The organism is Solihabitans fulvus (genome assembly GCF_008386585.1).
GTDB lineage: Bacteria > Actinomycetota > Actinomycetes > Mycobacteriales > Pseudonocardiaceae > Solihabitans > Solihabitans fulvus.
Genome location: NZ_VUOB01000001.1, coordinates 26,696 through 48,182, shown reverse-complemented (window position 1 = coordinate 48,182; position 21,487 = coordinate 26,696). Strand labels below are relative to the sequence as shown.

The window sequence follows — 21,487 nt, the reverse complement described above, 5'->3', positions numbered from 1 at the left end:
CGAGCGGTCTAGTCTGATCACATGGTTGCTCGGGGGAGCACGGAGATTGACGTCGACAGCGCGCGACGTCGAGTCCTGGCGTCGGCCGCCGATCCGGAGTGCTTCTCCGCTCGCGAGATTCGGCTGAAGGTCCATGCGCTCCACGATCTGAGGACCGCTCTGCCGACCGAGCAACACCAGACGATCGAGGCCGAGCTGTCGCGCGGGCTGATTCTCGGCTTCGAGACATTTGTCGAGCAGGACGACGCGGCGAGATCTCGTTGGGCGGGCAACCATCCGAAGCGTCGCCAGTTGCTTGACCGCACTGGTGATGTTCCGTATGTCGTGCACGAAGACCTGATGCTGCTGACCGACAAATCGGCCTTCTCGGCCAGGGTGGGCGAGGACATCGTGTATCCGCCGATGCGCTGGACCAACGTGGAGGAGCGCGCAGCGCTTGCCCGCAGGTTGGACATCGCGCTGAGGCTGATCAGGTTCTTGACTCTGCTGGCGTTGGCTGCCAAGCGGAAATTGCCAGTTGCGCTCCTGCTGGAGCTGTTCAGGCTCCTCCGCGCGGATTGGCTAGTCCCGAAGCCAACAGCGAGTCCTGGGGCAAACACGCCACCAGTCCGCGTGACTCGACCACCAGGTAGTGCTGTGCTTGCCGAGCCGCGCGTGGCTCGTGCTCCCGGTCGTGGTGCGCCCCTTGCTGCTCATAACAGTGAGGGCCGCGTCAGGCCGTGTGCGCCCGGGGGAGCGCTCTAGTCGCATAGCCTGTCGCTGGCCTTCCTGTTCTGGAAGGGCCACACCGTGGCAGACAACATTGATCAGCCTCAACTCCTTGCTGCCCTGGAGGCGGCGGAGTGCCTCAGCGTTTCCGAGGTGACAGTTCGCCGCGCCATCAGGTCGGGGGAGCTTCCCTGCATCCGTATTGGCCGCGCCGTGCGGATCTCCGTTGAGGATCTCCGCGCGTTCGCTGACGCTCACCGCAGTGCGGGGGTGTTGCGCGATGAGGCGTAAGGACACTCACGCTCGGCGCAATACAAGGTGCCGGACGACATCACGCGCCGCCGGGCAGGCTCCGATCTGTCCGGGACTTGAGGAGTACGTCGAACAGATCGTTCGCAACGCACCACCCTTCAGCGCGCGACAACGAGCGCGGATCGCGGCGATTCTCAACGGCGATACCGATTCCGTTCCGGAAGCGCGACGCAGGACTCCGACGGCAAGGAGCGATGCAGCGTGACCCAGACACAAAGGAGCGGCGGCCCCCGGCAAGGAGCCGCCGCCCAGATGACCGGAACAGCCAGCTTCAACCGTACCCGCGCCACTTGCTTGTCCACATCGCACGGTGAGAACCACATCGGCGAGTCGGGGATCATGGTTGTGACCGAGGTTGAAGTCGCGTTCGTCGGCGCGCTGTTGCACCAGGCCCCGGACGGAGCCGCGGCGCTACTGAAGCTGGTGTCCGAAGAGGACATCGCCGACCCCCGGCTGCGGGTGGTGCTCGGGTTGGCCCGCGCGTGCGTCGATCAGGGCGTGGCGCCGGATCCGGCGGCGGTCTTCGCCGTTGCGCGGTCCTCGGCGGCGGTGAACGGCGAGCACCAGTTGAAGGTGCTCAGCAAATGTCTGGCGGATGTCTACACCTCCAGCGTGGTGCCGGCGTCGGCGTGGTTCTACGCCGGACAGGTGCTGTGGGCGGCCTGGCGGCGTCGGCTGATCCAGACCGGCGACCGGCTGCGGCTGGTTGCTCAGACCTCGGCGGAGGACCGCCTTGACGAGGCGGTGGCCGAGGAGTTCGCGGCGTGCCAGACCATGCGAGACCGTCTGGCCGTGTTCGCCGGAGGTGCGGCCTGATGGGTGTCAACGACGATCGCACGACACCGGACGCGCCTGCCGAAGCTCGCCGCAGGGCACGGTTGACGTGGGCCTCGGAGATCGAGCCGGAGCCGGTGCCGTGGGCCTGGAAACCCCAGGGGCAGGGCCGCATCCCGGCCGGGTCGATCACGGTCGCCGCCGGCAGGGAGGGGACCGGGAAGTCCTCGTTCGCCATCTGGATGGCCGCGCAGACCACCTGCGGCCTACTGCCGGGGATCTGGAAAGGAGAGCCTCGCACCGTGTTGTACGTCGCGGTGGAGGACTCCTGGAAGCACACCCTGGTCCCCCGGCTTATCGCGGCCGGAGCCGACCTCGCGAAGGTGGCACGTTTCGACGTGGTGACCGAGCTGGATCGGGTCGCCCAGTTGTCGCTGCCGGTGGACAACGCCTTGTTGGAGCGGACGATCGTGGAGGACCGGGTGGGCCTGGTCGTGATCGACCCGCTGATGTCGGTGATCTCCGAGAAGCTCGACACCCATCGGGAACGTCAGGTGCGGCAGGTGCTCGACCCGTTGGCCGGGATCGCGGACCGCACGGGCGCGGTCGTGCTGGGCATCGCGCACTTCGGCAAGGGCGCCCATCTGGACGCCGCGTCGTTGATCACCGGGTCGGGGGCGTTCAAGAACGTGCCGCGTTCGGTGTTCGGGTTCGCCTCCGACGACGCGGCGGGCGATGGCAGGGGCGTGGTGACCGAGGTGAAGAACAGCCTGGGGCGCAGCAATTTGCCGTCGCTGTCCTACCGGATCGAGGAGGCAGAGGTACCTACACGGATGGGGATCGCTCGCACGGGTCGGTTCGTGTTGCTTGGTGAAGCCGACCGCTCGGTGGAGGACATCCTGCGCGAGGCACGGGCGGGCGAGGGCGAGTCGAGCGGTGAGCTTTCCGAGGCCGCGCAGTGGCTACGAGGCTACCTGATGGACGAGGGAGGTTCGGCGAAGTTCGCCGACGTCGTCAAGGCCGGCAGAGCCGACGGGTTCGCTGAGGCGACACTGAAGCGGGCCCGTCGCAAGGCAGGGGTGACATCGCAGCGCAGCGGGTACGGGCAGGGATCTTGCTGGTCGCTGGAGTCAACCGACGAGCCAGTGTCGGAGCCCGGCGACGCTCATTCAGCTCATTCAGATCAAGNNTGATCTGAATGAGCTGAATGGTGAGTTCGGCGCGGGCGTCGGGGCTGTGAAGACGGCCGCGGCTCCCGCCCCGGCGAGGGACTTGCCGCCGTCGGCGGGTACCTGGTGTAGGGCTGCGAAGGTGGCTTTCCCGGTTCGCTGCGGACCATCGCGAGCCGGGAAAGCTGGGCGTACCACTTGCCCGCAGGGTGCCAGTTCACGGACGTCCAGACCGCCTGCGGCGGTGCCGAGGTCGCTCGCCGGCGGCGGCGTTCACGACGTTCGACGGCCAGAACGTCCGCTGACCGTGGGACCTGGTTCCGGGAAGCAAGTTAGCAATCAGGGCACCCATTGGGCGTCCTGCCCGCCCTGCAGTCTCCGGCCGCAGGGCGACATCCTGCTCTTCCCCCGCGACGACATTCGTCGCGGGGGACGAGTGCGGCACGCGGTTCGCGGGGAGGCGAACCGCGCCGACGAGCGCGATGGGGGAAGTACGTCATGGTTGAACGCAAGAGGAAGCCGCGCCGGCAGCGCCGAGTCCGAGGAGGATCGCCTCAGCGCATCAACATCCGCACCACCGACGAGACCTATGCCCGACTGGTGATCGGCGCTGCGGTTGCCCAGTTGTCGATCCCGAGGTTCCTGATCGAGTCGACGCTGCGGGAGTCCACCGATGGGTGGAGCCTGCGCGAGCAACGGTGGTGGGTCGAGCGGCTGGACGTCGTGGAGACCAGGCTGATCCGCATCGGGGTCAACCTGAACCAGATGGCCGCCGCGACCAACGCCACCGGCGAGCTTCCCGACGAACTCGCGGGCGCGCTCCGCTACTTCGAGGCGACGCTGACGCTGCACCGCGAGGTGCTCGGCGCGATCAACCCGGCGGACCCCTCCCGCGAACCGGGAGACCGGTGATCGCCAAGGCGCCGAAGGACGGGAAGCGTGGCAGCGACACCGGCGGGCTGCTGCGCTACCTGTTCGGCCCCGGCAAGGCCAACGAACACACGAAGCCCCACCTGGTCGCGGCGTGGGATCCGGAGTGGCTGGCCGGTGGGGCGTTCACCGAGCTGATCGGAACCCGGGGCTGGTTGCCTCGGCTGGCGCGCGACATCGACGCCGCGATGACCGGACACGACGTTGTCGTGCCCGGCGGTCACGTCTACCACGTCGTCCTGTCCGTGCCGAAGTCTGACGGCACGCTCGGCGACGGCACCTGGCGGGAACTGGTCGAGCAGGCCGTCGAACACATGGGCTTCGGCCCTGATGCCGATGGCGCCGGCGGCTGCCGATGGGTCGCGGTGCACCACGGCCAGTCCATCGAGGGCAACGACCACGTGCATCTGCTGGTCAACCTGGTGCGCGGCGACGGGACCATCGCCGACCTCTACCGCGACTTCCCTCGGTGGCGCGCGTGGTGCCTGGCCGTGGAGGAACGTCTCGGCTTGACCCGCACCTCTCCGCTGGGCGCGGGCCGCAAGTCGACATCCCGTGCCGAGCTGGAGCGTGCGACGACAGCGGGCACCGATCGTCAACGGCTGACCCAGTTGGTGGCCGAGGCGGCAAGCGCTGCCAACGGCGAGGCGGGCTTCCTAGCTCGCCTGGACCGTGGCGGAGTGCTGTACAAGCCGCATGTCTCCGGTGGCAGGCTCGCCGGTTACACGGTGGCCCTGGCACCAGAGGACGGACACGGAGAACTTTTGTGGTTCGGCGGTTCCACGCTGCGGCGTGACCTGAGCCTGCCCCGGCTGCGTGCACGCTGGGACGAACCGTCGCCGAGTTCGCATGATTTCGTGCTGCGCCTGTGGAACAAGGAAGCCGCCAACCCCGTAGGGGAGCCGTCGCTGCACAACTCGTGGCGAGAAGTCGAACGCGTCCTGGCCCGAGCCGAGACCGCGATCGGCGAGGAAATCGGCGACGACCCTGACCGCTGGAGCTATATTGTCGGCGACACTGCTGAGCTCGTTGTGGTCCTGGCCCGGTTCGACCCCGAACCCCATAACCTTCACCGGGTCGCCGACCATCTGGCCCGCGCCGCCCAGCTCGAACGCCACCAGCGCCGGCGTCGTCCCCTTCAGCCCGGCATTGCGCTGCCGTTGCTGGTCGGCGCCGCCCGCGTGGCCGCCACCTGCAAGTCACCCACCCCAGTGGTGTTGGCCGCTGTGCTGCTGCTGGTCCTGAAGGTCATCGACATCCTGCTTGCCGTCGCCGACCGCCACCGCATCCGACGACAGCACGGACTGCGAGGCTCGGCCCGCCAGCAGCTCGACACGGCTCGCGCCGCGCTGGCCGGCCACCCTGTCGTGTCCAGCCAGCTCGACCTCGACAACACCCGCACCGCCGACTGGCGCGAGGCCCGGCAGGCGCCGACAGCCCAGACGGACACTGCGCAACGACCTACCGCACCGGTGGCGAACCGACTTGATCAGCGGCCGGCCGTGTACGGATCGCCAGCATCAACGCCTCGCGGCCGATCACGATAGCCGTGGCCGACGATCGCGATACCCAAGCTGAGCCCGAGGACTCCGATCATCAGTCCGATACGGCCGAACCAACGGGGCGAGCACTCGCACGTTGGCCTCTCATGGCCGACTGGGCCGTGCGAGACCAGTTGAGTGCCGTTCTCCGACGAAGAATCTTGCGGTGACGACAAGCTTACTAAGCTGGTACTGCGGTGGCGGTCACGGAATGAATTGTCGTGATCATTGCTTGGATGTCTATCTCAAGGAAGATGTCCTCTGGTCCACCGGGAGCGATGGAGTTAAAAGGGGCTCGATAGAGGATATCGATGTTAAGTGCGCCGTTGTAGGTGAGGTAGTCGACCACCTCATTGACGAAGCGGAGCTGAGCAGACGTGAAGGTCTTGCCCTCCTGAAACTTCGAGAACGCCGCCACGGCGGCCTCCCTGTCGAGTCCAACGAGCGATCGAACGAACAGGCCGAGGCCGCCGGAGTTGGTCTTGGCCTGGCTGATCTCCGCCTCGGTGCCGATCCCGGTTTCGATGAAAATCCGTTCCAACTCTTCGAGGTCGGTAACGGTGATCTGGCGGTTGCGGCGGATCTTCTGGACGGCGAGCTGGTTCTCGTGCGTACGGAGGTAGATACGTAGCTTCTGCTCGAAACGGGTGAGATCAGCGCCGGTCTCCATGCCGCGCAGCGATGCGGCGGTCAATTCGCCCAGCTCGTCCTCGAAGTCGGTGTAGACGGCGCCACGCTTGGTCTTCTCGATCAGCTTGACCAGGCTGCGGATGCGTCGACGCATGGTCTCCAGCATCGGCAGGGTCACGTCCTGCCACCACTCGTCGCCAGCGAGTTCGTCGAGGAGTTCCTGCTGAGCGCGGACGGCAGGGATGGTGAGCTGGTCGAGGAGTGCGGACGCGATTTCCTGGACACGAGCTTGAAGCCGTGAGTATCCAGGCTCGGCGTTGATCAGGGCGAGTTGGAGGCGCAGCGCAAGTAGGTCGAACCGCTTCGCCTCTTCGCTTGTGTCGTTCTCGCGGAAGGCAGTAGGAAGGCCCGCAAGGTGGTCTACGACCTCCGCGTGAGCTTCGGGAGTGAGCCTGAGCCAACTGTCGAAGTCGGTGAAGGTATCGATCTGCTCGCGGTGAGGCCGCACCAAGAAATTGTCAGGGTTCATGCTTGCGACTTCTTGATGCAGGCGTTCGGCTAGGTCCCAGCGAAGACCGGTTTCGCTGGTCGTGCCGTCGTCGCCATTCTCAGCCGCCGGCACCGAGTCTGGATGCTGGTGGTCGAGCGCAAGGAGGAGATCGGCGCGACGTTCGAACAAGCGCTGGCCCAAGGGGGGTGCGAGCCGGCCTTCGGCTGGCATGAGATTCTGGTTGAAGAACTCGACGTTTTGGCACAGATCGAAGACAAGGAAGCCTGTCTTGTCACGGTTCGGGCCGAACAGGTCCGGTGCGAGGCGCGTGCCTCGGCCGATCATCTGCCAGAACTTGGTCTTGGAGCGCACCAGTTTGAAGAAGACCAGGTTGACGACCTCTGGTACGTCGATACCGGTGTCGAGCATGTCTACTGAGATGGCGATGTGCGGAGCCCTGGTGGGGTCGGAGAACTGTTCGATCAGACTCTGCGCGTAGTCCTTGCGGTAGGTGATGACCTGGGCGAACTGGCCCTTGTACTCGGGGTAGTTCACGTCGAAGCGCTCGGCGATGAATTCGGCGTGCTTGTTGTTCGCGGCGAAGATGATGGTCTTGCCGAGCCTGTCGCCGCCCGCGACCTTGAGGCCGTTGGTCATCAAGGTCTGCAGAGCTTTGTCGACGGTGTCGGCATTGAACAGATACTTGTTAAGCTCCTCGGAGGTGACCTCGTCGGGGACGTTGCCGTCCTCGTCCCACTCCAGTTCGTCCCAGCGCTCCTTGTCTTCGTCGGACAGGTCGGAGTACTTGATGCCGCCGCGCTGGAACTTGAGCGGGACGTCCACGGCGCGGGGCGCGACAAGATAGCCCTCGGCGACGGCCTCATCCAGGCTGTAGACGTCAGTGGGGACGCCGTCCTCCAGTTGAAAGCGGCGATAGGTGTTGCGGTCGATCTCGTCCTTGGGGGTCGCGGTCAGGCCGACGAGCAGAGCGTCGAAGTAGTCGAAGATCGCGCCATACTTCTGGTAGATGGACCGGTGCGCCTCATCGACGACGATCATGTCGAAGTAGCCAGGACCGAAGCGCCGCAGTCCGCTACCGTCCACCTCGTTGATCATGTTCATCAACGTCGGATAGGTGGAGACGAACACGCGGGCGCTGAGGTCCTTTTCTGTCAACAGGTTGACAGTGGGAACGCTCGGCAAGTGCTGCTTGAACGCGTTCGTGGCCTGAGTCACCAGCGCTTTCCGGTCGGCGAGGAAGAGGACTCGCTTCGCCCAGTTCGCCCGCATCATCAGGTCGGTCAACGCGATCACAGTGCGGGTCTTGCCCGAACCGGTCGCCATGACGAGCAAGGCATGACGTTGAGCGTCGTTCTCGAACGCTTCGGCGATACGCCGTATCGCGTGCGACTGGTAGTGCCGTCCCGCAATCTGCTCGTTGATGGGGAGCTTGGCCAGAGTGAGCCGGCTCGCCCGGCGCTGGATCAGCAGTCGTAGCTCATCCTTGGTGTAGAAGCCTTGGACCTCGCGCGGCGGGTAGTTGACGTCATCCCACAGGTAGGTGCGATAGCCGTTGGTGCAGAAGATGACTGGGCGCTGCTGGAACTTATCCTTAAGGCAGTCGGCGTAGAGCTCGGCTTGGTGTTGTCCTTGCTGAGGGTCGCGGGTCGTGCGCTTCGCCTCAACGAGGGCGAGCGGCTTGCCGTTGTCATCCCACAGGACATAGTCGACCTTGCCTTTACCGGATGGCGACGCGGAGGTAGGCATCCCGATGACCGGGTACTCACGGTCGTTCGGCTGGTCGAGCGCCCACCCGGCCTCCTTCAGTAGAAGGTCGATGATCAGAGTGCGGGTCTCGGCTTCGTTGTAGTCGTGGGTGTCGGGCCGAGCTTCGTTAGCTGTCTTGGCTGCCTTGATCTCAGCTCGCAGCGCGGCGAGTTCGGCGTCAAGGTTCTCGTTCTTCTGCCGCTCGGCTGCGAGTTCGGCGTCTTGCGCGGCATATCGTTCTGCCTGATCCTGGAGCTCGGCCAGCCTGGCCCTTCGCACGTCGGCGGACAATGGCCGGGGAATGACGGCTAGGTTGAACGCGAGCCCCTGAGCTGGCAGATCAGCCGGATTGCGGGAGTAGGTGCGCGCGACCCAGTACATGACGTGGAACAGCTCGGTGACGACGCGGATCGCGTCGTTCGCTGCCACCGGGCTGTGTCGGTGGACCGCCGTGTTGCCTTGGCGTCGGATGACGTCCATCTTCGTTCGGATTCCCGGACCGGCCACTGTGACCAGAGTCGGCTCCGCGATCATGGCCGCCAAGTCGTCCCTGTAGGGACGATGAAGTGAGCCATCGGCCTGGTAGAGCCAAGTGACGGCGAGCTCCAAGGTCCGGCGGGCGTAGAAGCACGACGCCCGCGGATCGGCTACAGCCAGCCGCTCGGCATGCACCGCCTCAACGTGCAGGTCAGGCCACTCGGCCTTGAGGAACCCAAAGTTGCTCACGGTGATGCCCTTCCTAAATGCGGCGGGTGCGGGTCAGCGCCAGACCGGACGAAGCGTTAGATGACAGGTTCGTCCCACAACTCGCCGCGGAACGCGCGGTGTCGAATAGACGCGAACAAGGCGTCCAACTCTGAGAGGTGCGTAGCATTCGATGCCTTATGTTGCTCCAACTTATCAATTCGCTGAGCGAAGCTACGCTGAAGTTCGGCAGGTGGGATTAGGAGGGGGAATTGTTTGAGCTGGGTAGAGTTAATGGAGGCGATGCCTGTCGTCTGTTTTGCCGAACGAAGAAAAAACCTTCTCCCTCTTTCCGATGCTACGAGCCAGTTCAGGAAGACTGGCTCAATCGCTGAGTTTCTTTCAAGGCGAACGCGGAATATGTGGTTCTGATGAATGCACTCCGGAAGTTCATTTCGCCAGAGGGTGCCGCGCCCAAGCTTGTCGGGATCACCGCCTTCGGTGAGCAATAGGTCATCTTTCAGAAGCTGGTATCTCTCAATCTCAGCCTCAGTGGCTTCAATGTCTTTGACGACGGATAGATTGAGGTGTCGTTCTTGTACGTTGAGGACGGCCATGAATGGAACGGCACGCGTCGGCTCTGCTGACATCTTTCGACCCTTGGTTATTCCCGATGTTACGTGGGCGACTTCTCCAAGGGTCTGCGATTCATTCCATCCTCGATCGTTCCTGACTACATTGCCGAACATTTCGAAGAAGATGGACTTGGTTAGCTCGTCGAGGAAGGAGATTGCCTCTCGACGTTTCGTGCGCAGTGCATCGACGCTATCTAGTAGATGCGCAATCTGGTGCTGCACATCAACCGGGGGAACCGGAATGGGAATCTGCGAAGCGCCCATCTTGGTCAATTTTGCACGAGTAGTTCCTGTAATGAATCTAGTAACGTCGCGATTTTCAAGAATTCGACAAAGGAATCCGGAGTCCATATTTTCGCGCGGACGAAGTACGTGGGCATGATTGTTGACCCATGTTTTTCCGGAGATCCTGTAGGCGATTCCACGCTCTGGGCTTTCGAAGTGTCCTCCATCTTCGGCGAGCAGGACTAGCGGCTCATCGAAGAGATATTCATCGATGGTCCCTTGTTGTCCATTTGCTCCGAAGTATGGGTAGCTCCCGCTTGGGCGGTCGCCTGCCTTTACGGGGCGACGCAAGTGATCTAGAAATTCAACAACTGAGCTCAAAGGCTGAATCGGAAAATGTTGAGTTGGCGTAGTTGTACGACTCACCCCAGTAGCCCCTTAAGCTCGCTCATTCCCTGCTGGATCTCGGTCTCGATGCGTTCGAGCTCGTCTAGGATCGCGACTGGACTTCGATGCTTGACCTCTTCGTGGGTGATCTCCTTGTATCGATTGAGACTGAGATCGTAGGCGGGTGCGGCGATGTCGGCCTTTGGGACGCAGAAGCTCTGTTTGGTTCGAGCACGATCCTGTTCGGTGCCGTTGCGCTGACTCCAGCGGGTCAATGCGTCGGGCAAGTTGTTCTTAGCATGATCGGCGTCGTCCAGCCCTTCGCTGGTAATTGGGCCGAGCTTACCTTCGGTAAGCAGCGGGATACGTTTGTCGTCCAAACTCCAGCCATCCGCAGTGACTTCATAGAACCAGACGTTCTCCGTGCCGCCGCTGTTGGTCTTGGTGAAGAAAAGGATGGCGGTAGACACGCCGGCGTATGGCTTGAAGACCCCACTGGGTAGCTTAACTACAGCGTCGAGCTTGTGATCCTCGACCAGGATGCGGCGCAAGTCCCTATGGGCCTTGCTGGAGCCGAACAGCACGCCGTCCGGCACGATGACAGCCGCTCGCCCGCCGGGCTTCAGGAGCCGCAGGAACAGGGCGAGGAACAAGAGTTCGGTCTTCTTGGTCTTTACGACCGCTTGCAGGTCCTTCGCGGTGGCCTCGTAGTCCAGGCTGCCAGCAAAGGGAGGGTTGGCAAGGATTAGCGAGTACCTCTCCGCTTCGCTTGCGGTGCTCTGCGCGAGGGAGTCGCGGTAGCGAATATCGGGATTCTCTACCTCGTGAAGCAGCATGTTCATGCTGCCGATTCGCAGCATGGTGTTGTCAAAGTCGAAGCCGTGGAACATGCTTTCGTTGAAGTGCCTGCGCTGCGCAGGCTCCAGCAGGGCCTCGCGATGCGTCCGATTGACGTACTCAGCGGAGGCAACGAGGAAGCCCGCGGTACCGCATGCCGGGTCGCAGATCTCATCCTTGGGACCCGGTGCCATCATCTCGACGATCAACTGGATGATGTGGCGTGGGGTCCGGAACTGCCCGTTCTGTCCAGCGGTCGCAATCTTGCTAAGCATGTACTCGTACAGGTCGCCTTTGGTGTCCCGTTCACCAAGTGGGATCTCGTTGAGCATGTCGACGACCTTGGCGAGCAGATTGGGTGTGGAGATAGTGAAGCGGGCGTCCTTCATGTGATGCGAGTACGTGGAATCCTCGCCGCCGAGCGTGCGCAGCCAAGGGAACACTTCGTCGCGGACGACGGTGAGCATGTTGTCGGGAGCCTCGTTGGTGAAACGGGACCAGCGCAGGACTTGACTGTCCTCGGCGTAGATCGGATTTTCGACCGCTTTGTCCGTCCGGAGCGCCCTGCGTTCCTTGGCTGTCTGGATGTCGTCCAGCCGGCGGATGAACATCAAGTAAGTGATCTGCTCGATGACCTCCAGCGGGTTGGAGATACCTCCGGACCAGAAGGCGTCCCAGACCCGGTCAATCTTGCTCTTCAGCTCACCTGTGATCACATGTTGAGGCTATCGGATCACCTCGCTCTCGACGGCGACTACCCGACAGTCGCCGTCGAGTACGCATGCAGCCCAAGCACCTGCAAGTACAGAACCGTAGGACCAAGTCCGACGAACGCATCGCTCCAACTGCTACCTCGCAGGCGGCCCACCTTCGGCGCAATGGACTGGTGCTCAGCGGTCCCCGTCGCGTGGGCGCCGTTCACTGCGTTCGCGGGGTTGACGCTGTCCAGTGTGGGCAATCTGGTGAAGGTGGGTGTCGGCACTGACGTGGTGGTCCCGGGCGGCGTCCGTGTCGCCGCGAGCGAGCGCATGCACGGCCTCGCGTTCAGGCTGGTCGACATCATCATGTCCAGCAGGCGGTCGTCGGCCGTCGAGCTGGGTGGCCAGTCGCACGGTGGCCGCCTCGAACCCTCTGGCCGCTCTGCCGAGCGCGTCCTTGGATTCGGTGGGGCACGGCGATGCCGCTGTTGGTCACCGCCGCCCGCACCGCCGCCGCCTGCAAGTCGCCCGCCTCGCAGGTGTTCGCCGGCGTGCTGGTTGTGGTCTTGGCGATCATCAAGGCGTTGCTGGTTCTCGCTGAGCGGCACCGGTACCGGCTGCTCGCCGCAGCCGTCCAGCAACTCGATGCGGCCCGCACCGAACTGGACGGCCATCCGCTCATGCCCACCAAGCCCGGCATCGACACCGACCGCGCCCGCACTGCCGACCGACACGAGGCTGTGCCGGTGTCGGCTTCACCCGCAGACACGGCTCGACGGCCTGCCGCATTGGAGAACGGCTGACTTGGCCAGCGGCCGGCGGCGTACAAGCCTCCGGCGGTACCGACGCCACGCAGGCGAGCGTTCTAACCACAGCCTCATTGACGTGATCGTGCTGCCGATCTTCATTGGCGCCGGGTGCGAGTGAGGGGCAGATGCCGCACCGGCGAGACGGTCGTCGTACTGCCTACAGGAGAGGATATCGAGAAGGCTCGTTCCCCCGCTTGATTGAGGCGCTCGACGGGGATCTGCTGACTGCGGAGTCTGCCGCGTTACCCGGTTGCTCCTGGCGCGGGTGTTCCCTTCGGCCATACGCAGGGGGAGGTCGCGGTCAGATAGAGCTTGCCCAGGTCGTTGGCTTGCAAGGCCATCCGGAACCCGTCCTGGTTGTTCTCCACCCAGATGTACATATCCTTGGGGCGGTCGTCGGTGAGCACCCGGAAGTCGTGGTCGGTCCACCACTTCCGCAGCGCGTCGAAGTAGTTGTTGTACTGCTCCCTGGGGAGATCGTGGATTTCGTACTCGAAGGACGCGATGACTCTCCCTTTTGGACCGTTGTCGGTGGGGTCGTCGCACTGGTTGGTGTTGGCCGAGAACTTCTCGGGACGTGCTTGTGCGGGCAGCGCCGCGACGACCTGCTTCGCGTAGTCCTCAACGCGAGTGGTCGCCTGCTGCTCGGTGATGGTGTTCTTCACAGATCCTCCCGTGCTCCCGCAGCCCGTCAAGGCGATGCTGACCAGCACCACCAGCGTTGCGAACAGGATCGGCCACCTCCGGCCCGCTCGCGTGCCCGACGCCATCACTTCCCTACGAGGTGGGTTTTCCGGCAATGACATCTCCCATGTTCTTCAGTGCCTTGTTGCCGTCGTCCCAGTACTGGCTGTGCACGCCGGGGTTCCAGCCCAGCTTGTACCACGGCCCCGGCTCGCCGGGGTTGCTGTCGAAGGTGGTGCCGCCGAACGAAGGGTTGGTCGGCGAGGGGCCGTGAATGCCGGCGGAGACGTTGATCGGGTCGTACTGGGCGACGGTGGCGTGCACGTGCTGGGCGACTTGGTCTGGGGTCTCGCCGGTGAGGTGGAGGTCGCGGACGTCTGAGACGCCGACGCCGGGGCTGGCCACGAACACCACGTCGTCGGCGTTGAGGGTCATGTCGCGGGCGGTGTGGCCGACCACCGTGGTGCCGTAGCTGTGGCCAACCACCGTGTTGTGCGACGGTTGTCCCTCGTGGGTGATGCGCAGGCCGTCCTGGAACCGACTCAGGTCCTTCTCGGCGCCGTCGGCGTACTTGTCCTCAGCCGCCTCGGGCACGATCGACTGGGGCGCGTCGTAGCCGATCCAGGCGATCACCGAAGTCGACGGCGAGCCGGCCTTCTCTGCGGCACGGCTCGTCGTGTCGGACCGCTGGAGGTCTCCCCTGCAGGATGCCAAGCTTGCCTTGGTTCCTGGCACGTAGGTGGCGACGTTGGCGGCGGTGTCGGGGTTGCCCATCGCGACGATGGCGCGTCCGTTGCCGTCGGTGCTGATTCCCAGCAGATAGGGCTGAGGGTGGTCACTGCTGGGAGCAGTCTTGAGCCGGTCGGCCACTGCGTCCAGGCCGCCGATTTTGCCCTTGAGGTCGTCGAGGCGACGGTTCTCGTCGTCGCTGCGGTTGGGCTTGCTCTCCAGCCGGATGCGTTCCTCGTCCAGGCGAGATCGTTGCTCGCCGAGCACGTCGCGATTGGCGCGGTCGCGGAACACCGCTGGGATGCCGTCCAACGCGCCGATCTGGTCGGGGTGCGCGAACAGCAGCGATTCCTGTTGCTGTGGGTTCAGCGAGTCCCACCACTTCTTCACCTCGGCAGGCGCGGTGCCTCGCGCGGGGATCGCGGCGCTGGCCGAGGTGACAGTCGGATCTCCTGGGGCGACGGCGAATCCAGTGGCCTGTGCGGTGAGCCGACGCAGTGCCGCGGCGGCCTCCTCGTCGGCGGAGGTCGCTTCCCGCAGGAGGTCCTGCACGGTGGTGGTCAACTGTGCCGCCACCTGCTGCGCGCTGGGCGGACTCGACGGCGCGGGCTGCCCCGGCATCGGCGGCGGCGACGGGTCCCTGCCCGGTGGCGCGGGCACGAACTCGGCGGGCTTGACCGTGCCGTCGGACTGGATGTCCAGTCCGTTGTCCCGTGCGGTGTTCGTCGCCTCGCGCAGCTTCTGCTGGGCTCGGTCCAGCCGGTCGCCCACCGCCGTCAGCACCGGAGGGATCTTGCCCAACTGTTCGGCGGCATCGGCAAGCTTCTTGCGCTGCTCGCCGAGGTTGGCCTTGGCCGCGTCGCTGGCCGCGCCCTGCCAGTCCGCCAGGCTCGCAAGGTGCTTGTCCCGGTCGGCGACCTGACTGGCCAGGTCCTTCCAGCGTTGGGCGTCGCGGGTGAAGATGCTGGGTTCGGCGTCGCGGAGATCGGGAACCGAGATCATCGCGTCACCGGGGCTGTAGGAGGTGCTGGTTGGCGTTCTCGACGCCCTGGTATGTCGCCGCGCTGAGCACGATGTTGTCCCCGGCGGTGGCGATCTTGGTGCCGAACACCGTCAGGGCGTCCTGCCACCCGGTCTCGCAGTCCGCGTGGGCCTGCGCCGTGGCGAAGGATCGGTTCGCCCCGCCGTCACCCTCCTGGGCGCCGCTGTGCGCGCGAACGTTGCGGTTCATCTCGTCGGCGGTGTTCATGACGTCCTGGCCGGCCTTGCCCAGCGAATCCGCCGTGACTGCTAATGCTCCGTCCGGAGGCGCCACAGCCATTCCCCTCTCCGTCGAATCCCTGCGTCGGCTGACGCGAAGCACCGACTGGCCCTGCGTAGTCCCGCCGGTCTGACCGCAGCGGCCGTCGAGGTCGCCGCGTGTTGTCGCCTCGATCGCACTGTGCGGCCCGTGCGTCCCTCACCGGCGCGTGCCGCTCGCCAATCGGGCGATCCACGCCACTCACCATCGCACACGGAGGTGTCTCAGGCGATCCGGTCGGTTACTCAGTGTGTCGTATCAGTGGGTTAGGCGAAACTACTCAAGTTCTGCATCGAGTTGCCACTGATTGGCTATCGGCCACTGGGAACCGTTCCGGGCACTGGCATGCCTTGTTACCCTCAGCTCGCCACCGGCTACGCACCGAGTACGGGCCGGTTGGCGAACTCGGGGAGGGGCGATGGCAGAGCAGGGCGGTGACCAGGTGTCGAACCTGGTCAACAACCTCACCACACCAGAGGACGGCAGTCCGCAGTTGACGAGCATGTCCGACCTGCTCGGCCTGACCGGGCCGACCTCCTCGCTGATCAATGGCGGCGGTGCCGGGGGCTACAAGTTCTCCCCGGAGGAGATGCCGGGCATCATCAAGGAGTTCCAGGGCATCCGCGATGACCTCCAAAAGGTTGCGAGGACTGCTCAGCGCATGGTTCAGGTCAAACCTCCTGGTGATGAGGATGCCAGCAAGCGCTTCGCTCAGCTAGCCAACGATTCTGGCCATGCCTATCTGAAGCTCAACCAGGACATGCAGGACTACGTCAGCAATTACATTCAGAAGCTTCAATCGGCCATGGATGTCTATCAGAAGACCGAGCAGGCTGCTGCGGATGCAGCCAAGAACATTGAAGGAAGGCTCTGAACGTGCGTCGTCGGACCCCTTCGATCGTCTTGGGCATTGCGGCTGCGGGATTGCTAATTGCCGGATGTTCTTCCTCGCCGCCGCCTCCTCGTCAGTCCGCCGACAGCTCGGACAGCCCGTCGTCCTCACCGACCTCGTCCTCGGCCAGCGCTCCACACGTCGCCAAGCCTTTGGACACGTCGAAGTTCCAGGCAGCGCCTTGCACGATGCTTCAGTCCGCTCAACTCCAGCAGTTCGGCCTTTCCACTCCCGGAGATCCGAAGGCAGATGCCACAGGCCCCAACTGTCACTGGAGCAACCTGGACAGCGGCGTCAGCCTCGACGTCGGTTTCGTCACCGGAAACAAGGATGGCCTGTCGGCTCTTTACGGCAAGCGAAGCTCACTCGACCTATTTACTGTATTGCCTGACATTGACGGATATCCGGCGGTCATCTACGGCGTGACGGACAACCGCAGTCGCGGTACGTGCAATGTGGATGTGGGTGTCAGTGACAGTCTCAATTTCGATGCCATGGTGCAGGCGGCTAATGGACCGCTGAAATCTGATCCGTGTAGTGCCGCCAAGCAGATCGCAGGCATGGTGGTCAAGACTCTGGCGGGAGGTTCGTGATGGCGAGCTTGTCGGCTGCCGACATCTACAAGAAGCTCCGGGGTGGCCAGGGCGGAGGAACGGTCGCCGACGCGTCGCAGGCTGCCTACGCGACGCAGCAGGAGCACACCGACTTGGAGAACCGGATCAACGCGTTGATCGGGCGGATGGATAGCGCTTGGCAGGGCGATGCCTCTGCGGCGGCGCAGGCGGGCGCGGCGCCCTTGGCTCGGGTGCTGGCGCAGTCGCAGGGCGAGTTGGACAAGGCCAACCAAGCGATGCTCAACCAGCACACGACGTTCTTCAACTCCTACCACGAGGTCGTGCCGGTGCCGGACACGCCGCCGTCGAGCAACCTGATCAACGACGCGACGCCGTGGAAGACCGATCTGGTCAAGCAGATCTCTGACTACAACGACAAGGCGCACAAGAACGTCCAGATCTACGACAACTACGTCAAGACCAGCTCAGAGAGTGGAAGCGCGCTGCCCAGCAGCTACATGGGTCTCAGTAGCGACCAGGCGGTGGTCAGCGTGGCGACGCCGGCCCCGACGATCACTCCACCGGGCCAAGGCCAGTGGGACGGAGTGCCACAGACCACCAGGACGGCCAACAACACCGGCACGACGAGCCGGCAGCCCAATGCCACGTCGACTCCGGGCATGAGCTCCGTCCCTGGCATCAACACCCCGGCTGGCAACCAGGTTGTCAACGTCGTCGGGAACACCGGCACCGACAACAGCAACACCGGCACCGCGCCTATCGGCAGTTCTGACGTCGGCGGCCCGCCGGGGAGCACCAGCACCTCGGGCAGCGCGACCGGGACAGCGACGGGAACCGGCACAGGTCTCGTCGGCGGCAACACCGGCACCGGGCTCGGCACCAACGTAGGCGTCGGAAGCAACACGCCTGGCGTGATCGGCGGCCCTGCCGGTCTTCCGGGCCGCTTCGTCGTCGGTGGTCCTTTGAGCGTCGACGGCAAGCCGAGCAGCGGCGTTGGCTTGCGCGGCAACCTCCCGGGAGGAATCGGCGCGGGCACCGGCAACCTTGCCGAGAAGGGCCTTGGGTCCGGCCCGAAGGCCGGTGCGCTGGCCGCCGAGGAGGCTGCCGCCGCACGCGGCGGTGCCGGCACGGCTGGCGCCCGTGGCGCGGCGGGACAGCAGGGCGTGGGCGGTATGGCCTCGGCGGGGCGCGGCAAGGGCGGCGAGGACGGGGAGCACCGCTCGGCCGGCTACCTCCACGACGACTACAGCGGCGACATCGTGGGCGAGCTGCCGTTGGTTGCGCCGCCGGTGTTGGGTGAGGACTGAGCGCAGCACGGTGCCCCGGCCGCATTCGTCGTGGCCGGGGCTTGGCATGAGCTGATGGAGCTGGGGGCGAACGCCGGATCAGGGGGTTGTGCGGGGATGTTGGTCGAGCCGGTCGAGCTGCCGTTGGAGGTGCTCACCACCGCCTTGCGGTGGGACAATCGGGGCGAGCCGCACCCCACGCTGTCGGGGGCGGCGGTGTGGCGCGACGAAGACGGTGCACGCGAGATCGACGAGCGGGCGTGGACTGTGCTCGGCGAGCAGGGCTTGGTGAAGGCGGGCGGACTGCGGAAGGAGTTCCGGTCCGCTGTGGCGGTGTTGGGTCGTCCCGAGGTCGAGTGCTACGGGCTGATCACCGCACCCAACGGCGACTGGGGCGTCCTGGCCGCCGCGTCGGGAAACGAAGCGGTGTTGGCCGTCAGGGATTGCACCGCGGACCGGGTGCAGGTGTCCTCGATCCGTGCCGGCGATCTGGCCGAGGAGCTGATCGCACGACTTCCCGACGTGCCGGGGGGATGGGGCCGGTCGTTCAACGTCCCCGAGGCCGACTTCCTCGGCACCCGGCACCGTACGGCGGGCGAGGAGAGTTGGGTGGGCTTGGCGGGCCGATCAGCGCAGGACGCGCATCCGGACGTGGCGCGGCTGCGGGAAGTCCTCAGCTACCCCCGGACCGGCAGCGGGCAGCTCTATGCGGCCGGCCGCGACGAGATGGGCCGCCGCTACCGGGTTGCCCGGCCGGTGACCTATGTGGACACGGTGAACGGGCGATGGCTGTTGCAGGTCAGCCGTTCCGTGGCCAAGGAGAGGTGGATCGTGGTCGCGCCCGCGAGCCCGCGTCAGGTGCTCAACGAGCTGCACGAGGTGCAGCGGTCACTGTGACGCTCGCGGACGCCGTCACGGTGCGCCGGGACCGGATTCACCGAAGCGATTGGCTTGGTCGTCCAGCATCAGCACGTGCTTGTTGGGTTCGCCGTCGGGGTCCAGAACGGCTGCCGCCGCTGCTGCCTCGCGGGCCAGTTCTCGCAGGAACATCGCCAGCTCCCGCTCGCCGTTCTGGCTGAGCGCGGGGTGCAGGGTCACCTCGACCGGGTCGAGCAGCAGTCGCAGCCCCACGTTCCCGGCGGCGAAGCGCAGGAACTTCGCTGACGCTGCCGAACCTGGTACGCACACCACATCGAACCTCATCCTGTTCTCCACATCCGGCCGGCGTGCGGCCTGTTGGTTGCTCATACCGCCTCGGCGATGCGTTGCCACTCGTCGGCCCGCAGCCGCGATCGCACGGCGCCGGCGTTGAACGCGGTGTTGAGAGCGACGTCGCGCCACTTGGCGGCGCGGAACTCGGCGATGCGCCGGAGGCGGTCGACACCTACGACGGCCAGGATCTCGGCTGCCTGAACCCGCACTGTGAACCTGACCGGCGCGCCAGGCGGCCAACTCAGCGAGTACAGATGGCTGACCACCGTCACAACACGTCCGACGGTTCGTCCCGACGCAGGGCGGGCTGTGTGTTCAGCACGACCCGGCAGCGACGCTCGCGCTGGGCCAGCAGTTCGCGGTCGATCGGGTCGGGGCGACAGCCGTGTCGTCTGACGTGCACGAGCCGTGCCACCAGGTACAGGCCCGCGGTGCTGGTCGCGATGATGTCCGCCGGGTTGGCCACGTTGACGCTCCGATGCTTCCGGCAGGGGTGCCCGGTGGAGCTGCGGGGCGCGGAAGCCACGCATGTCCGATGCCACGGCCTCCCGGTTACTCGGGAACCGCAGCCCCACCGGGCGTCGCGGGTGGCTGGTGTCCCCACATCCGATGCCACTCGCGTTCTGGGCCAGCGGGACTGCGGCGCGCGTTTGCACGTGGCCTGTCCGGTGCCACGTCCCCTGGATGGGTAGGGGCGCAGTCCCGCCAGCGGAACGTAGCGTACAAAGTGTAATTACACACTGTCGATACACCGTCTGAGTGACTACGCACTGACGATCACCGCGACTAAGGTGCAGCCGTGGCAGCCACGCAGAGCGGACCGACCAAGCGCAAGCGCCGACTCGGCCAGCTCCTCCGCAGCCTTCGCGAGGAGCGCGAGATCAGCGTCGACGCGGTCATGGAGCGATTGCACTGCTCCGACGCGACAGTCAGCAGGTTCGAGACCGGCAAGGTGCTGATCAAACACAGCGACCTGGAGATCCTGCTCGCCTTCTACACGGTCGACGACGAGATCCGGACTCGTGCGCTGGACATGTGGGAAGACGCGGCGCAACGCGGCAAGCAGCCAGAGTTCCTCAACGCGCTTCCGCGCAAGTTCCGGTCCTACGTCAAGCTGGAAGCCGAAGCCTCGCGTGGCCTCTTCCTTCAGCCGCTGCTCGTGCCAGGTCTGCTCCAGACCGAGCCGTACTCGCACGCCGTCCACACCGCGGACCAGTTCGTCGCGCCCGAGGGCGTCGACAAGTCTGTCGCCGCTCGTGTCAGCCGTCAGCGTCTGCTGACCGGACGTGATCCGCTGCACCTGCACGCTGTGATCGACGAGGCGGTGATCCGCCGTGTCATCGGCGGACCGGACATCATGCGCGAGCAGCTTCAACGGTTGCTCGAACTCGGTGAGTGGCCGAACGTGACGATTCAGGTGTTGCCGTTCGGTGCTGGTGCGATCGGCACGATGAGCGGTCCCGTCACGATCTTGGAGTTCCCCGACCCGGAAGATCCGCCCAACGTCTACCTCGAACACCCGGCAGGCGGCGAATGGGTCGAGGACCCGGACGCGGTCAGCGGGTTCATGAGCGTGTTTGATGGAGCCGTGGCGGCGGCTCTGAGCGCGTCAGAGTCGGCCGCGTTGATCTCTGCGGCGATCGCAGACCTGGCATGAGGTAGGGAGATGTGGCGACGATGGACCTGTCCGGCGTCACTTGGCGCAAGTCCAGCCGCAGCGGTGGCAACAACGAGTGTGTGGAGTTGGCCTGCCTGGCAACAGGCTCAGCCGTCCGCGACAGCAAGGCACCCCAGGCGGGGACGCTGACGTTCGATGATCGTAAATTCGGAAGCTTCTTAGCCGCGATCAAGGCTGGCCGTCTGGATGGTTAGTGCTGTTGGCTGAGGGGCTGCTCGGGCGTGGTGCCCGAGCAGCCCCTCAGTTGCGAGAGACTTCAGCGCGTGCAGGCTGGAGGCGTCTGTGGTGCGACGGTCGGCGTGGTTGAGACCGTGCCGACGAGATAGGAGATCACGCAGGCCAGGGCGGCGAGGCCGAGCCAGCGCAGCGGCCGGAACTCGCGGGACGTGCTGACGGTGGACCGTGGCACAGGATCCTCCTTGATGGTGTGCGGACCTCCCGACGGGATGCCGGCGGCCTTGAAGCGTGTGTTGCAGGGTGTTGTGGGGACCGATCTCGCTGGGTGTGCAAGCCGGCGGCGGGACAACCCCAACGG

At 65.1% G+C, this 21,487-nt stretch carries 23 protein-coding genes; 13 read left to right on the top strand and 10 right to left on the bottom strand.

The features are described 5' to 3' along the window. Nucleotides 1–21: 21 nt before the first annotated feature. The 6 genes from F0L68_RS00250 (at nt 22) to F0L68_RS00225 (ending at nt 5,440) form a co-directional block, all read left to right on the top strand. Nucleotides 22–744 (top strand): hypothetical protein, encoded by a 723-nt coding sequence (locus tag F0L68_RS00250; protein ID WP_149847313.1) that lies wholly within the window; start codon nt 22–24, stop codon nt 742–744. A gap of 45 nt (nt 745–789) precedes the next feature. Further along, on the top strand, nt 790–999 hold the full coding sequence (locus F0L68_RS44830; RefSeq protein WP_223198367.1) for a helix-turn-helix domain-containing protein: 210 nt from the start codon (nt 790–792) through the stop codon (nt 997–999). A gap of 366 nt (nt 1,000–1,365) precedes the next feature. Further along, a complete protein-coding gene (locus F0L68_RS00240) occupies nt 1,366–1,836 on the top strand; it encodes a hypothetical protein (RefSeq protein WP_149847312.1) in 471 nt (156 codons plus the stop codon). Next, on the top strand, nt 1,836–2,987 hold the full coding sequence (locus F0L68_RS00235; protein WP_149847311.1) for an AAA family ATPase: 1,152 nt from the start codon (nt 1,836–1,838) through the stop codon (nt 2,985–2,987). Before F0L68_RS00240 ends, F0L68_RS00235 begins: the two co-directional genes overlap by 1 nt. A gap of 474 nt (nt 2,988–3,461) precedes the next feature. After that, complete coding sequence (locus tag F0L68_RS00230; RefSeq protein WP_149847310.1) at nt 3,462–3,875, top strand: MobC domain-containing protein; 414 nt, start codon at nt 3,462–3,464, stop codon at nt 3,873–3,875. 206 nt (nt 3,876–4,081) lie between these two features. After that, nucleotides 4,082–5,440 carry a relaxase/mobilization nuclease domain-containing protein gene (locus F0L68_RS00225; protein WP_149847309.1) on the top strand — a complete coding sequence of 453 codons (1,359 nt, stop codon included), beginning with the start codon at nt 4,082–4,084 and terminating at the stop codon, nt 5,438–5,440. 175 nt (nt 5,441–5,615) lie between these two features. Here the strand turns inward: F0L68_RS00225 and F0L68_RS00220 are convergent, their stop codons facing one another. From F0L68_RS00220 to F0L68_RS00210, 3 genes are read right to left on the bottom strand one after another with little or no spacing between them, the layout of a single operon-like run. Beyond that, nucleotides 5,616–9,047 carry a DEAD/DEAH box helicase family protein gene (locus F0L68_RS00220; RefSeq protein ID WP_149847308.1) on the bottom strand — a complete coding sequence of 1,144 codons (3,432 nt, stop codon included), beginning with the start codon at nt 9,045–9,047 and terminating at the stop codon, nt 5,616–5,618. Between the two features lie 56 nt (nt 9,048–9,103). After that, complete coding sequence (locus F0L68_RS00215) at nt 9,104–10,291, bottom strand: restriction endonuclease subunit S (RefSeq protein ID WP_149847307.1); 1,188 nt, start codon at nt 10,289–10,291, stop codon at nt 9,104–9,106. Further along, on the bottom strand, nt 10,288–11,805 hold the full coding sequence (locus F0L68_RS00210; protein ID WP_149847306.1) for a type I restriction-modification system subunit M: 1,518 nt from the start codon (nt 11,803–11,805) through the stop codon (nt 10,288–10,290). Before F0L68_RS00210 ends, F0L68_RS00215 begins: the two co-directional genes overlap by 4 nt. 470 nt (nt 11,806–12,275) lie before the next feature. Here F0L68_RS00210 and F0L68_RS00205 point away from each other — a divergent pair, with 470 nt between their 5' ends. After that, entirely contained in the window at nt 12,276–12,590 is a 315-nt protein-coding gene (locus tag F0L68_RS00205) for a hypothetical protein (RefSeq protein ID WP_149847305.1), read from the top strand. A gap of 248 nt (nt 12,591–12,838) precedes the next feature. Here F0L68_RS00205 and F0L68_RS00200 read toward each other — a convergent pair whose 3' ends face one another. From F0L68_RS00200 to F0L68_RS00190, 3 genes are all read right to left on the bottom strand, one after another. After that, nucleotides 12,839–13,261, bottom strand: coding sequence for a hypothetical protein (locus F0L68_RS00200; RefSeq protein ID WP_149847304.1), 423 nt, complete (start codon nt 13,259–13,261; stop codon nt 12,839–12,841). Nucleotides 13,262–13,373: 112 nt separating this feature from the next. Beyond that, a complete protein-coding gene (locus F0L68_RS00195) occupies nt 13,374–15,011 on the bottom strand; it encodes an alpha/beta hydrolase (protein WP_149847303.1) in 1,638 nt (545 codons plus the stop codon). A 4-nt stretch (nt 15,012–15,015) separates the two neighbouring features. Next, nucleotides 15,016–15,330: a hypothetical protein gene (locus F0L68_RS00190; RefSeq protein ID WP_149847302.1), complete on the bottom strand. Its 315-nt coding sequence runs from the start codon at nt 15,328–15,330 to the stop codon at nt 15,016–15,018. A gap of 397 nt (nt 15,331–15,727) precedes the next feature. On the opposite strand from F0L68_RS00190, the gene F0L68_RS00185 reads away from it, so the two are divergent. The 4 genes from F0L68_RS00185 (at nt 15,728) to F0L68_RS00170 (ending at nt 18,959) form a co-directional block, all read left to right on the top strand. Next, nucleotides 15,728–16,183 carry a PE domain-containing protein gene (locus tag F0L68_RS00185; RefSeq protein ID WP_149847301.1) on the top strand — a complete coding sequence of 152 codons (456 nt, stop codon included), beginning with the start codon at nt 15,728–15,730 and terminating at the stop codon, nt 16,181–16,183. Between the two features lie 2 nt (nt 16,184–16,185). After that, complete coding sequence (locus F0L68_RS00180) at nt 16,186–16,794, top strand: DUF3558 domain-containing protein (protein ID WP_188316309.1); 609 nt, start codon at nt 16,186–16,188, stop codon at nt 16,792–16,794. Further along, nucleotides 16,794–18,083: a hypothetical protein gene (locus tag F0L68_RS00175; RefSeq protein WP_149847299.1), complete on the top strand. Its 1,290-nt coding sequence runs from the start codon at nt 16,794–16,796 to the stop codon at nt 18,081–18,083. The genes F0L68_RS00180 and F0L68_RS00175 overlap by 1 nt, the downstream gene beginning before the upstream one ends. Nucleotides 18,084–18,179: 96 nt before the next feature. Then, a complete protein-coding gene (locus F0L68_RS00170; protein ID WP_188316308.1) occupies nt 18,180–18,959 on the top strand; it encodes an ESX secretion-associated protein EspG in 780 nt (259 codons plus the stop codon). A 15-nt stretch (nt 18,960–18,974) separates the two neighbouring features. Here F0L68_RS00170 and F0L68_RS00165 read toward each other — a convergent pair whose 3' ends face one another. Genes F0L68_RS00165 through F0L68_RS00160 form a run of 3 tightly spaced genes read right to left on the bottom strand, consistent with a single transcriptional unit; the run spans nt 18,975 to nt 19,740 of the window. After that, nucleotides 18,975–19,265, bottom strand: a complete 291-nt coding sequence (locus F0L68_RS00165) for a hypothetical protein (RefSeq protein ID WP_149847297.1) — start codon at nt 19,263–19,265, stop codon at nt 18,975–18,977. 41 nt (nt 19,266–19,306) lie between these two features. Further along, nucleotides 19,307–19,483, bottom strand: coding sequence for a hypothetical protein (locus tag F0L68_RS42060; protein ID WP_188316307.1), 177 nt, complete (start codon nt 19,481–19,483; stop codon nt 19,307–19,309). Nucleotides 19,484–19,542: 59 nt separating this feature from the next. Continuing rightward, nucleotides 19,543–19,740, bottom strand: a complete 198-nt coding sequence (locus F0L68_RS00160) for a hypothetical protein (protein WP_149847296.1) — start codon at nt 19,738–19,740, stop codon at nt 19,543–19,545. Between the two features lie 333 nt (nt 19,741–20,073). Between F0L68_RS00160 and F0L68_RS00155 the strand changes: the two genes are divergently transcribed. Together F0L68_RS00155 and F0L68_RS00150 are read left to right on the top strand one after the other, a co-directional pair. Further along, complete coding sequence (locus F0L68_RS00155) at nt 20,074–20,931, top strand: helix-turn-helix domain-containing protein (RefSeq protein ID WP_149847295.1); 858 nt, start codon at nt 20,074–20,076, stop codon at nt 20,929–20,931. 20 nt (nt 20,932–20,951) lie between these two features. After that, entirely contained in the window at nt 20,952–21,146 is a 195-nt protein-coding gene (locus F0L68_RS00150; RefSeq protein ID WP_149847506.1) for a DUF397 domain-containing protein, read from the top strand. A gap of 62 nt (nt 21,147–21,208) precedes the next feature. On the opposite strand, the gene F0L68_RS42055 is transcribed toward F0L68_RS00150, so the two are convergent. Beyond that, complete coding sequence (locus F0L68_RS42055; protein WP_188316306.1) at nt 21,209–21,361, bottom strand: hypothetical protein; 153 nt, start codon at nt 21,359–21,361, stop codon at nt 21,209–21,211. Nucleotides 21,362–21,487 lie beyond the last annotated feature (126 nt).